Genomic DNA, 12,540 nt, shown 5'->3' with positions numbered 1-12,540 from the left:
GGTAATCCCTATAAGAGTTATTAGTAATATCGTGTGGTCATCGTATAGCTATGTAATATAGTGTGGTGACCACACTTTTTTACATAGGTTCTTTTAATCATTTAAAAAAAGACCTCTTATGTTATGATATTGTTACTATCCAAATCTAACAAAGGAGGTCCTTCATGTATGATGATATCATAAAATTTCTAAATTTAAAACATAATGATTCTTTTGATTTTCAATTTGATATTCTAGATGTATAAATGTCAATATAAGAATGGACAAAAGTGTGCAATTAAGATTCCTCAGTTTGATTCAGTTCAAGTTTATCTTTAAGCCTATATGAAGGACCAATAATATTAAATAAATAAGACTGATGAATGATTCTATCTAATATAGCTTTTGTTATCATTTCATCATTACCTAATATTTGAGGCCACTTATCAAAAGTCATATTAGATGTAAATATTGTTGATCTTTTTGTATATCGTAAATCAATTAATTGAAAGAATAACTTTGCTTCCAAAGGTGTTATTTCATTAAATCCCACTTCATCAATGATAAGTAGTTTGTATTTAAAGAAGTGACCTAGTCTTCGATTAAATGTTCCATCATTATAAGCGTTTTTAAGGATTGTTATTAGTTTGTTAAACTTAATAAAATATACACTATTACGTCTTATAGCGACTGAGTACGCTATTGATATAGCTAAATGTGTTTTACCAACACCAGGGTTACCAATTAAGCATATATTAATTGCTTCTTCATAGAAGGTTGATTCAATGATTCCTCTTATTTTTTCTTCATTAACACCTGGTTGAAAACTAAAATCATATTCATCAATAGTTCGAAGAAACGGGAAACCTGCTACTTTAACATTGTATAATTTATTATTTTCTTCCTTAGCTAAAACCTCTTTATTCAATATCTTATGAATTCCTTTTAAATCAGTATTTGTTATCTCATCATTAATATGCAGTTCTTTTAAATATGTATATGCACTTTTAAGTTTTAGATATGTTAATTGATTAAGTACTTCGTTAATCATATTTTATATTCCTCATCTCATTGTTTATAATAGTTGTTCTTTCTTTTGTTTTTATTTCTTTTTCGTATTTTAAATCATGTTCATCTTTAATATTTAATAATTTATCCGTTATTTTGTGGATTGTTATGATTTTTCCTTTATAATAAATATGGAGTTCATTTCCTTTGATAACTGTTAATCCTACTTTTAAACCAATAAATTTTCTAGGGACAGAGTATTTATTAGATTTATAGGATATTAGTGATTCATTTGTTACATGAACCTCTTTTAAACTAAGGTGATACTTTTGTCTGATTTCTTTTCTAGGGAGTGGGCTTAAGTCACCTTTTTCTTTTTCTAATAGAAACCTTCTTGGTAGTTTAGTAGCTTGACTGATATTATCATTATCTTCCTTATGAATTATTTCTAGTTTTTCATGCATTTCATAGATATCCTTATACTTACCATTATAGTTTTTTAGTTGGTCAACTATTTTATTTTGTGTTTCTGTTTTTCCTTTAGTTTGTGGTCTATATGGCATACATGGTTTAATCTTAATATTGTAATCCTTAGCGAACTCTACTAGTTTATTGGTAATGATTGCTTCATTATCTTTATATCTTGGTTTTTCTACGAATTGTTTTAAGTTATCAATAACGAGTTCATGTGGTACCCCACCTATTTCTTCAAAGCTTAAAGCTAAAAACTCTAATAAGTTTTCTGTTTTAGTATCTAATATTAGTTTTCTTACATTATACCTAGACCATGATAATGTTAATGTTGGTATTGTTATAACTGTTTCATTATTGTTTTTATCAATAAGTTTTACTTTCTCCTTCATATCAAACTGTGCTTGTATCCCTGGATTTGTTTCAAATCTTTCTGTAAAACTCATATCCTTTTTTCTTTTAAATAGTTTATTTAACTCATTATCATTTCTAATATATCTATTTAAACTTGTTCTTGAGCAAGTTATATTTTTTTCTCTTTTTAGATATTTAAACAAGTGATCAATGTAGTCGAAACTCTGATATTTATCAGTTAAGACTTCTAGTATATATTTTCTATGTTCATCTAAATATTTAACTCTCTTTCTAGTTTCCTTTGGAACTTCACCGTTTAAGTATTTCTTAATTGTTTTTCTATCTTTATTTAACTCTTTTGATAGTTTGCTAATATTCAATTTTATTAAGCCCTCCTTGTATGCTCTACTAAATAGTAGTAAATCTTTTATATTTGTTATTTGTTCTAGTAGTATTTTTGTCATAATATCATCAACCTTTCGTTAATAAATATTCTAACAAAAAAGAGTACCTTTTAGTGCTAAGAATTGGGGATTCTTATTTGCACACTATTGGGTACTCTTATTTAACCATTTATAAGATGTTACCAATTCAAATTCAATAACCAATGTTCATTTAACTCTGTCACTCAAAAAGATCAATTGTCCAGTATGTAACTCTGTAGATTCTAAAATACATGGTTATAAAACTAAAACTATCACTCATAGTATTTCTAATAGTAATCCTGTTAACATTATTTTTAGACATAGGAGGTTCATTTGTAAGTTTTGTAATAAAACTTTCTTTGAACCTAACCCTTTTACTATTAATAAAGATAGAATTAGTCATTATACTAAATTATCTATTTTAGAACACTTAAAGAATCCTTCTAATACATTTACTAGTGCTTCTACTATCTTTAATGTTTCTACTAAAACTGTTATTGATATTTTTGATGATTATGTTGATCCAAATAGAAATATATTACCTAAGTTTTTATGTATCGATGAATTTCATGTTTCAAAAAGGACTAAACATCCTTATGCTTGTCTATTCTTAGATTTTGAAACAAAAAAAATAATTGATGTTTTAAAAACTCGTCATAAATCATATCTATTAGAATATCTATCTAGTCTTAAACATACTGAATTAGATAGTGTTAAAGTAGTTATTATTGATATGTGGAAGCCTTATAAAGACGTTATATCTAAAGTTATGCCTAAAGCTTTAATAGCTATTGATTCTTTTCATGTTATTAAACATATTAATGATATCGTTAATAAGCATCGTATTAAAGTAATGAATAAATATGCTGGTAATATTGAGTTTAAAACTTATAAGAATGATAAATATTATATGTTAAAGAAGTTTCATTATTTCTTTACTAAAGAATACGATAATATCTATAATGGTTATATTTCTATTCCTAAGTTTAGAATTAGTCTTAATAAATCTTCTATTAAAGATTTTCTTTTATCCATTGATGATGATTTAACTGAAGTTTATAAAATCAAGGAAGAATATCGTGAGTTTAATAGAAACACTAATTTTGATGATGCTAAAGAATTATTATCTGATTTAATTACTAAATATCGTAATCACAGGTTAGAAGATATTAGATCTTTTGGTAAATTACTTTCTAATTGGAAAGATGAGATTATTAATTCCTTTATTAAATCTGATTCTAACAGAAGATTATCTAATGGACCAATTGAAGGTACTAATTCTAGAATAAAGACTATTATTAAGACTAGTAATGGGATTAAAAGTTTTAAGAGATTAAGAGCTAGAATCATTTATTCTATTAATAAAGATGTAGCCCTTAAAATACCCGAATAAATTAAAATAGAGGTTCTATAATTAAGTTAGGGGTGCTTGAAAAAAAACATAGATAATTCTACAATATACGTGACCAAACGAAAGGAGAATTATCTATGTATAAGTATTTTATCAAAAAATTGTTAGGTTTTAAAGATAATGAGTCAATATTAATTAATAAATTAAGTTATGAAGGTGCTAATATGTTTGTTAATATTAGTCTTGAAGTTAAAGAACATAACTGCCCTTCTTGTAATTCTAAAACTTCGAATGTCCATGATTATCGTACTAGGAAGTTTAAACATGGTGTTGTTAATAATTATTTCTTACATGTTATATATAATAGACGTCGTTATGTTTGTAAGTACTGTAATACCAGATTCCCCGAGAATAATTTCTTTATTGATAAGTATTCAAAGATTTCTAATCAGCTAAATAATATGCTTATCCATTCTATGAAAGATTCTGTCACTTTTAAACAGGTTGCTAAAAATAATAATGTTTCTTCCTCTACTGTTATTAGAAGATTTGATAAACATTTCTCTATCAATCAATATAAACTTTCTTCTGTTATTTCTATTGATGAATTTAAAAAATCTAATTCTAATTCTAAATTTGGTAAGTATGCTCTTGCTATTGCTGATCCTATTAATAAGTCTATTATTGACATTATTCCTAATAGAAGAAAAGATCCTTTTATTTCTTATTTGGATTCCATTCCCTTTAGTGAGTTAAATACTGTTAATACCGTTATTATTGACATGTGGCCCCCTTATAGAGATGTTTCTAAGAAGTACTTCCCTAATGCTAAGCTTGTCATTGATAGATTTCATTTTGTTAGAAATTTTGTTTGGGCTCTTAATGATATTAGAATTAGAACTATGAATTCTTATAAACCTAACTCTTCTGGTTATAAAGTTTTAAAAAAATTTCATAAACTTTTGATTAAGAATCATTTTAACCTTAGTTATATGTTCTCCTACAATAAACATTTTAAAAAGTTTATGAGTGAATATACTATTGTTAGAGATATTATTTCCTATGGCGATGATTTAACTAATGCTTATAATTTATATTCTTATTTCCAAGTCAGCACTAATACTCCTTTTGATTCTTTTGATGATGCAATGTCTTTTATAGATGATTTCATCAATAAATTATATGCTTCTAAACTTCCTGAGTTTATTAGTCTTGCTGGTATGTTTATTAATTGGAAGGTTGAAATTGCTAATTCTTTATGTCTTACTTACCTTGATTCTAATAATAATATTAAGTTTTATTCTAATGGTTTTATTGAAGGTGTTAATAATTTCATCAAGACTACTAGACGTATGTCTTATAATTTTAGATCTTTTAATCGCTTTAAAAAACGTATTATTTCTTTATTCAACAATGATTTTTGTATTATTGCATAAAAAAACAAGTATTGTTATATTTCAAACTTTACTTGTTTTGTAGGTTTATTTATTGTCTACCCCTACCCTTGACATTGATCCAAAATAGATTGGATAGAAAAAGCGGAAGAAATCAGGTTTAGATTCTTCCGCTTTATTACATACCACATTATATTACATAGGCTACTTAGCCACACCTAATTACATAGGTGTTTTCAATAAAACCACACGATATTACTAAGAGCCCCTATAAGTTTTATACAAATTCAATAATAGCCATAGGCGCAGCATCTCCGCGTCTTGGTACTGTTTTAATGATTCTAGTATAACCACCAGTACGTTCTTTGTAACGTGGTCCTAAATCACTAAATAACTTTTGTAAGGCATTTTGATTTTCATTAGCTGCTTCAAAACGAACTAATGTTGCTGCTTGTCTACGTGATGCTAAAGTATCTTCTTTAGCAAGTGTAATCATTCTATCAGCTAGTTTTTTAAGTTCTTTTGCTTTTGCTTCAGTTGTAATAATTCGTTCATTAATTATAATATCAGTAACTAAATCACGTAATAATGCTTTACGTTGGCTACTTGTTCTTCTTAATCTACTATATGCCATAGTTTACTCCTCTTCTTCCTCAAGGGATTTTTTCTTATCGTCTTTTAGAGTACTATTTGCAAAACTTAAACCATTTTCTTCAAGTTTTTCTTTTAATTCTCTAAATGATTTTCTACCTAAACTACGTAGGCGCATGATATCTTCTTCAGTTTCATTAACAATTTGTGCAACTGTATAAATCCCTGAACGTTTTAAGCTATTATATAAACGAACTGTTAAGTCTAGTTTATCAATGCTCATTTCTAATTTTTCATTAATGGGTTCTTTTTCTTGTTCTTTAATATAGTCTGCATTAATTACTTCATCGCTTATTTCAACGATTGCATTTAAGTAATCAACTAACATTTTTGAAGCGATAGGTAATACTTCACGTCCATCAATTGAGCCGTCTGTTTCGATGTTCATTGTTAATGAGTCATTATCTCCACGAATTTTATCAACATGATAAGATACTCGTTTAACTGGTGAGAAAATTGAATCAATAGCAATCACACCTAAACGGTTATAGTTATATATTTTATTGTCTTGTGCACTTACATAGCCAACACCGCGACGAACAGTTACTTCCATTGATAGCGTTCCTTTGTCAGCTAAATTTGCAATCACTTGGTCAGGGTTAATAACATTAACACCTGTTACTTTGTTAAAATCAGCCGCAGTAACAGTCATAGGACCTTCTGCGTATAATTCTATTGTTTGCTCAAAATTAGGATCTTCAGAATCAACACTAAAAACAACTTGTTTTAGGTTTAATATGATTCCCATTACATCTTCATATACCCCTTCAATTGTAGAGAATTCGTGCTCAACACCGTCAATTTTAACATTAACGATTGCTGCACCTGGTATTGATGATAATAATACTCTTCTAAGTGTATTTCCTAGAGTGATACCAAATCCACGATCAAGTGGTTTAATTTGATATTCAATTGTATTATTTTCTCCAACTTTAACTTCTACATTAGGTTTTTCAAACTTTAATTCTTTCACAAGTTACCCCTCCCTATTTTAACCACGTGGACGTTTTGGTGGTCTACATCCATTATGTGGTAGTGGTGTTACGTCTCTGATTGCTGTAATTTCTAATCCAGCTGTTTGTAGTGATCTAATTGCTGCTTCTCTACCTGGTCCTGGACCTTTTACATTTACTTCAACTCTTTGCATTCCACTTTCAACAGCTGTTTTAGCTGCAGTTTCAGCAGACATTTGAGCCGCAAATGGTGTAGATTTACGACTACCCTTAATACCAAGAGCACCTGCTGAGCACCATGATATTGCATTACCTTCTAAGTCAGTTATAGTAACAATTGTATTGTTAAATGTTGTATGAATGTGGGCAACACCTAGGGGAATATTTTTCTTAACTCGACGTTTTGTCGTTTTTTTACGTGCCATTTTTTATTCCTCCTTATTTCTTTTTCTTAGCCGCAGCTGATTTTTTACCTTTACGTGTACGTGCATTGTTTCTTGTGTTTTGTCCGCGTACTGGTAAGCCACGACGATGGCGCATACCACGGTATGAACCAATTTCCATTAATCTACGAATATTCATAGCTACTTCACGACGTAAATCACCTTCTAATTGTAATTTAGCCACTTCTTGACGAATATTGTTTAATTGATCTTCTGTTAAGTCTTTAACTCTGATTTCTTCACTAACGTTTGCATTTTTTAAAATATCGATAGCTGTTTTTTTACCAATACCATAAATGTATGTTAATGATATTACAACGCGTTTATCGCGTGGTACATCTATTCCTGCTATTCTAGCCATTAGTTCCTCCTAATTAACCTTGTCTTTGGTTGTTTCTTCTAACTTTTTTATTGATGACATAAACTCGTCCTTTACGACGGACAATAATATCATCTTCACTACGTTTTTTTACGGATGATCTTACTTTCATTTGTCTTCCTCCTTATTTACGGCGATACGTTATTCTGCCGCGTGTTAAATCATATGGTGACAATTCTACAAGTACGTTGTCACCAGGTAAAATGCGTATTTTATTCATACGGATTTTACCAGATATATGTGCTAATACTGTAGCACCATTTTCTAATTCTACTTTAAATTGTGCATTTGGTAATACTTCGACGACTTTTGCATTAACTTCAATCAAGTCTTCTCTTGCCATAGATTCACTCCTTTATAATTTCGTCAATATTTCGTACCCATCTTCTGTTATAACAATTGTATGTTCAAAATGAGCACTTGGTTTTCGATCAATTGTAACTGTTGTCCAGTTATCTCTTAAAACTTTTACATTTTTAGTTCCTAAGTTAACCATTGGTTCAACACAGAAAGTCATTCCTTCTTTAAGGATTGGTCCTTCATTAGGTTTACCAAAATTTGGTACATAAGGATCTTCATGTAATTCTTTTCCTATTCCATGTCCAGTAAATTCTTCTACTATACCATAGTTATATGGTTTAATATATTCTTCAATAGCATGGGATATATTTGATAAATGATTACCGGGTTTGGCTTCGCTTAATCCTATATATAAGGATTCTTCAGTAATCTTTAACAATTCTTTAACTTTATCATTTACATGTCCTACTGGATAAGTATATGCAGAATCTGCATGATATCCTTCATAATAAACACCTAAATCAACTGTTATTATATCACCATTCTTTAGAACTGTTTTCTTGGATGGAATTCCATGAACAACAACTTCATTAACCGATGTACATATTGACCCTGGAAAACCATTATAATCTTTAAATGAAGGATATGCTCCTTGACTTATAATGAATTCCTCTGCAAGCTTATCTAATTTTTGAGTCGTAATACCCGGTTTAATATGTGGTTCTAACATTTGTCTGGTCAAAGCAAGTATCTTCCCTGCTTTTCTCATAATTTCTATTTCTCTTTGCGATTTAATCACTATCACTTTAAATCACCAATAATTTTTAATACTTGACGATGTGTATTTTCAATATCACCAGATCCATCGACATTAACTAATAATCCAGCCTTACGATAGTATTCAATCACTGGTTTAGTTTCTCTATGATAAATTTCCAAACGATTTTTAATTGTTTCTGGTTTATCATCTTTTCTTTGGATTAATTCTGTTTGATCATTGTCACATATGTTTTCAATTCGTGGTTTGTTAGAAACAATATGATATGTAGCTCCACATTTAGGACATACTCTTCTTCCACTTAATCTTTCAATAATTGTTTCATCTTTAGTGTCAACGTTAATGACAGTATCAACTTTCCAATTACGTTCATTTAAGAACTTTGTAAAAGCTTCAGCTTGAGCAACATTTCTTGGATAACCATCAAAGATAAATCCATGATGTACATCTTCTGTTCTAAATCTTGTTTCAACAATTCTATTTGTTAATTCATCTGGAACTAGCAAACCTTTATCAATATATTCACGTGCTTCAATACCAATAGGGTCATCCGTGCGAAACAACGCACGGAAGATGTCGCCTGTTGATACATGTGGAATATTAAATTGTGCTTCTAGCATACTAGCTTCTGTTCCCTTACCTACTCCGGGAGGGCCCATAATAATGATGCGCATCACATTTTCCTTCCTTTTCATGTTTTATACCTTGTTTAAAAAATACCACTATATTGTGTTTGTTCAGCATCTGTTTCAACTTGTTGAGTTGTTTCAGTTGCTACCCCAACAACGATTAATAATCCTGTTCCTCCAAGCGTTACTGCTGAAGGTAATCCAAGGATTACTCCTACAATTGGAATAATTGCTAATAATACTAAATATATAGTACCAATAACAGTTACTTTAAATAATACTCTTGCAACATAATTTTTTGTATCATCTCCTGGTCTAATACCTTTTATATAAGCATTAGATTTAGAAAGATTATCAGCAATCTTTTCAGGATCTATTGTCATAAATGAATAGAAGAATGAGAAGATTACAATTAAGAATACATAGAAGATAAAGCCAATTGGTTTTTCAGATGAAAAAATTTGAACTAGCCAACTTCCATCACTAATATTTGGATTAAATAATTGTCCGAATGTTAATGGAATACTCATAATTGTTGATGCAAAAATTACTGGCATAACTCCAGCACTATTTAATTTAATAGGGATGTTAGAGTCACTTTTACCTTGTCTATTAGCATATTGAACTGGAATCTTACGTGATGCAATTTGCAAGTAAACAACTCCAAATAAAATAATGAAATAAACTAAGATTACTGCTATAAAGATTATAATGTTTGACGCGTTAGCATTAGTACCTAAGTAAGTATCACCCAATGTCTTAAACATTGCAGGCATTGTTGATGTGATACCAATTGTAATTAGTAATGATGTACCATTACCAATTCCTTTTTTAGTAATTAAATCTGCTAACCATATTGAAAACGCTGTACCAGCTGTGATAACAAGCGCCATGTAGATATATAAGAATCCATTTGGCTTAGTAATAGATGGAACAAAGATACTTCCTCTTTGACTAGCTCCAAGAATTAATGCTAACCCTTGAATAAATGCTAGTGCCATTGCAACATATCTTGTTACTCTGTTTACCTTTTGTTTTCCTTCTTCACCTTGTTCAGACCATTCTTTAACTGCTGGAACTACCATTTGCAACAATTGGATAACAATTGATGCAGTAATATATGGTGAAATACCTAAAGCTAAAACTGAAAATCTACCTAGTGCACCACCTGTGAAGTTATTTAAGATGGCAAAGAAACTTCCCTCTGTTTGGATTGCTTGTGTTATCGCATCCGCATTAAATAGTGGGATTGGAATATGACTAACAAATCTAAATACTAATAGTAAAGCTAGCGTGATCGCTAGTCTTACCATCACTTTTTTATTACTCAAAACTGTTGCTAGACGTTTCCACATATTATATTACCTCTACTACTCCACCGTTCTTTTCAATTGCTTCTTTCGCAGCATTAGAAAAACGATGTGCTTTAACTGTAACTTTTTTCTCAAGTGTTCCGTTTGCTAAAACTTTTACTCCTGATAAAAATTTAGTAATAACTCCTTTTTCAAGCAATAATTCTGGTGTAACTACATCACCATCATTGAATTTATTTAAATCATCTAAATTCACGATAGCAAATTCTTTTTTATTAACGTTATTGAATCCGCGTTTTGGTATTCTTTGGAAGAAAGGAATTTGTCCCCCTTCAAATCCTGGTCTAAGAGTTTTACCTGAACGAGCTTTTTGTCCTTTATGACCTTTACCCGCAGTTTTACCTGTACCACTACCTGTACCGCGTCCGAGACGTTTACGTTCTTTTCTTGCACCTTCTGTAGGTTTTAATTCATGTAACATAAAGTCCCCTCCTTATACTTCTTCTATTAACACTAAATGACTAATTGTATTAATCATTCCGTTAATAGCATCATTTTTTTCATGAACAACAACTTGATTAATTTTGTGAAGACCAAGTGCATGTGCTGTTTTAACTTGATTTGGTTTTCTACCAATTAAACTTCTTGTTAATGTAATTTGTACTTTCATATTATCGAATCTCCGATACTGAAAGTCCACGAAGATTTGCAACTTCTTCAATTGTTCTTAGTTCTTTTAATCCTGCAAAAGTAGCTCTTACCATGTTAATTGGAGTTCTTGAACCCAATGATTTTGATAAAATGTCATTAACGCCGGCTAATTCAAATATTGAACGAACAGCACCCCCAGCGACAATTCCAGTACCTTCTGAAGCAGGACGGAAAAATACTTTTCCTGCACCGAAGTGACCAATCACTTCGTGTGGAACTGTTGTTCCAACAAGTGGAACAGTAATTATATTAGTTTTAGCATTTTCAACTGCTTTTTTAATTGCATCTGGAACTTCTTGGGCTTTCCCAGTACCAAATCCAACTTGACCCGCTTTATTTCCTATTACAACAAGTGCAGAGAATTTAAAACGGCGTCCACCCTTAACAACCTTTGTAACACGGTTGATCGCAACAACACGTTCTTCAAAAGGGTTTTGTTCTTCTTGTTGAACTTTTTTTCTTTTTACATCAGCCATAATTTATATTCTCCTTCCTTAGAATTGTAATCCAGCTTCACGAGCTGCATCAGCTAAAGCTTTAATCTTACCGTGGTATAAATATCCACTACGGTCAAATACAACATTAGTTAAGCCACCTTTAGTAGCTTTTTCAGCGATTGCTTTACCAACTGCTACAGCTGATTCAACATTTGACGCTTTTAATCCCAATTCTTTTGAATTAGCACTAAATAATGTTTTTTGATTAACATCATCAATTAATTGAACATAAATTGCTGTATTAGAACGATATACTGATAAACGTGGTCTTTCAGCTGTTCCAGTAACAATTTTACGAATACGAAGATGACGTTTTTGTCTACTATCATTTTTCGAAACTTGCTTAATCATTTATGTTCCCTCCTATTTAGCTGTCTTACCGGCTTTACGTGGAACATATTCATCAACATAACGAATACCTTTTCCAAGATAAGGCTCTGGCTTACGATAGCTTCTAATTTTTGCTGCAAATTCACCAACAACTTGCTTGTCATATCCTTCAACAATAACTTCAGTGTTCTTTGGAACATTTACTGTTACTCCTTCAGGAATATCTAAAATGATTGGGTGTGAGAAACCTAAACTTAAGTTTAATTTCTTACCTTCAAGGTTGGCACGGTAACCAACACCACGAAGTTCTAACTCTTTTTTAAATCCTGTGTTAACACCTTCAACCATGTTAGATAACAATGCTCTAGTTGTTCCATGAATTTTACGAGTGAAAATTTCATTGTTTGGTCTAGAAACTGTAATTTCAGTTCCTTCTAATTTAATATCTAATACTTCATTGAATTTGAATTCAAGACTTCCCTTTGGTCCTTTTACGCTGACAAAGTTATTATCACTTATTTCAACGGTAACACCAGCAGGAACGTGAATCACTTTATTACCTATACGACTCATT

18 protein-coding genes are annotated in these 12,540 nt (G+C 30.4%); 2 read left to right on the top strand and 16 right to left on the bottom strand.

Features of this window, described 5'->3' with window-relative positions:
• Window positions 1-277 precede the first annotated feature (277 nt).
• Entirely contained in the window at window positions 278-1,030 is a 753-nt protein-coding gene (istB, locus tag EXC62_RS02315; protein ID WP_129747446.1) for an IS21-like element helper ATPase IstB, read from the bottom strand.
• Window positions 1,023-2,276 (bottom strand): IS21 family transposase, encoded by a 1,254-nt coding sequence (istA, locus tag EXC62_RS02310; RefSeq protein ID WP_129747444.1) that lies wholly within the window; start codon window positions 2,274-2,276, stop codon window positions 1,023-1,025. Before istA ends, istB begins: the two co-directional genes overlap by 8 nt.
• Window positions 2,277-2,412: 136 nt before the next feature.
• Here istA and EXC62_RS02305 point away from each other — a divergent pair, with 136 nt between their 5' ends.
• Entirely contained in the window at window positions 2,413-3,630 is a 1,218-nt protein-coding gene (locus EXC62_RS02305; RefSeq protein WP_129747442.1) for an ISL3 family transposase, read from the top strand.
• Between the two features lie 95 nt (window positions 3,631-3,725).
• Window positions 3,726-5,024: an ISL3 family transposase gene (locus tag EXC62_RS02300; protein WP_026390652.1), complete on the top strand. Its 1,299-nt coding sequence runs from the start codon at window positions 3,726-3,728 to the stop codon at window positions 5,022-5,024.
• A gap of 235 nt (window positions 5,025-5,259) precedes the next feature.
• Here EXC62_RS02300 and rplQ read toward each other — a convergent pair whose 3' ends face one another.
• From rplQ to rplF, 14 genes are read right to left on the bottom strand one after another with little or no spacing between them, the layout of a single operon-like run.
• A complete protein-coding gene (gene rplQ, locus EXC62_RS02295; protein ID WP_026390651.1) occupies window positions 5,260-5,616 on the bottom strand; it encodes a 50S ribosomal protein L17 in 357 nt (118 codons plus the stop codon).
• 3 nt (window positions 5,617-5,619) lie between these two features.
• Window positions 5,620-6,606 carry a DNA-directed RNA polymerase subunit alpha gene (locus EXC62_RS02290; RefSeq protein ID WP_026390650.1) on the bottom strand — a complete coding sequence of 329 codons (987 nt, stop codon included), beginning with the start codon at window positions 6,604-6,606 and terminating at the stop codon, window positions 5,620-5,622.
• Between the two features lie 18 nt (window positions 6,607-6,624).
• Window positions 6,625-7,011, bottom strand: coding sequence for a 30S ribosomal protein S11 (gene rpsK, locus EXC62_RS02285; RefSeq protein WP_026390649.1), 387 nt, complete (start codon window positions 7,009-7,011; stop codon window positions 6,625-6,627).
• Between the two features lie 13 nt (window positions 7,012-7,024).
• Complete coding sequence (gene rpsM, locus EXC62_RS02280) at window positions 7,025-7,390, bottom strand: 30S ribosomal protein S13 (protein ID WP_026390648.1); 366 nt, start codon at window positions 7,388-7,390, stop codon at window positions 7,025-7,027.
• 13 nt (window positions 7,391-7,403) lie between these two features.
• Entirely contained in the window at window positions 7,404-7,520 is a 117-nt protein-coding gene (gene rpmJ, locus EXC62_RS02275; protein WP_026390647.1) for a 50S ribosomal protein L36, read from the bottom strand.
• A 12-nt stretch (window positions 7,521-7,532) separates the two neighbouring features.
• Complete coding sequence (gene infA / locus EXC62_RS02270; protein WP_026390646.1) at window positions 7,533-7,751, bottom strand: translation initiation factor IF-1; 219 nt, start codon at window positions 7,749-7,751, stop codon at window positions 7,533-7,535.
• A gap of 12 nt (window positions 7,752-7,763) precedes the next feature.
• Complete coding sequence (map, locus tag EXC62_RS02265; RefSeq protein ID WP_026390645.1) at window positions 7,764-8,513, bottom strand: type I methionyl aminopeptidase; 750 nt, start codon at window positions 8,511-8,513, stop codon at window positions 7,764-7,766.
• Window positions 8,510-9,160, bottom strand: coding sequence for an adenylate kinase (locus tag EXC62_RS02260; protein WP_162140228.1), 651 nt, complete (start codon window positions 9,158-9,160; stop codon window positions 8,510-8,512). Before EXC62_RS02260 ends, map begins: the two co-directional genes overlap by 4 nt.
• A 35-nt stretch (window positions 9,161-9,195) precedes the next feature.
• Entirely contained in the window at window positions 9,196-10,470 is a 1,275-nt protein-coding gene (gene secY / locus EXC62_RS02255; protein WP_035375756.1) for a preprotein translocase subunit SecY, read from the bottom strand.
• Between the two features lies 1 nt (window position 10,471).
• Complete coding sequence (gene rplO / locus EXC62_RS02250) at window positions 10,472-10,909, bottom strand: 50S ribosomal protein L15 (RefSeq protein ID WP_026390643.1); 438 nt, start codon at window positions 10,907-10,909, stop codon at window positions 10,472-10,474.
• Between the two features lie 12 nt (window positions 10,910-10,921).
• Window positions 10,922-11,098 (bottom strand): 50S ribosomal protein L30, encoded by a 177-nt coding sequence (gene rpmD / locus EXC62_RS02245; RefSeq protein WP_026390642.1) that lies wholly within the window; start codon window positions 11,096-11,098, stop codon window positions 10,922-10,924.
• A 1-nt stretch (window position 11,099) separates the two neighbouring features.
• A complete protein-coding gene (gene rpsE / locus EXC62_RS02240) occupies window positions 11,100-11,615 on the bottom strand; it encodes a 30S ribosomal protein S5 (RefSeq protein WP_026390641.1) in 516 nt (171 codons plus the stop codon).
• Between the two features lie 18 nt (window positions 11,616-11,633).
• Entirely contained in the window at window positions 11,634-11,987 is a 354-nt protein-coding gene (rplR, locus tag EXC62_RS02235; RefSeq protein WP_026390640.1) for a 50S ribosomal protein L18, read from the bottom strand.
• Window positions 11,988-11,999: 12 nt separating this feature from the next.
• On the bottom strand, window positions 12,000-12,539 hold the full coding sequence (gene rplF, locus EXC62_RS02230; RefSeq protein WP_026390639.1) for a 50S ribosomal protein L6: 540 nt from the start codon (window positions 12,537-12,539) through the stop codon (window positions 12,000-12,002).
• Window position 12,540 lies beyond the last annotated feature (1 nt).

This window comes from Haploplasma axanthum, assembly GCF_900660745.1.
GTDB classification, from domain to species: domain Bacteria; phylum Bacillota_I; class Bacilli_A; order Acholeplasmatales; family Acholeplasmataceae; genus Haploplasma; species Haploplasma axanthum.
Note: the sequence above shows the minus strand (reverse complement) of the source record. Positions and strands in the feature narration are given on the sequence as shown.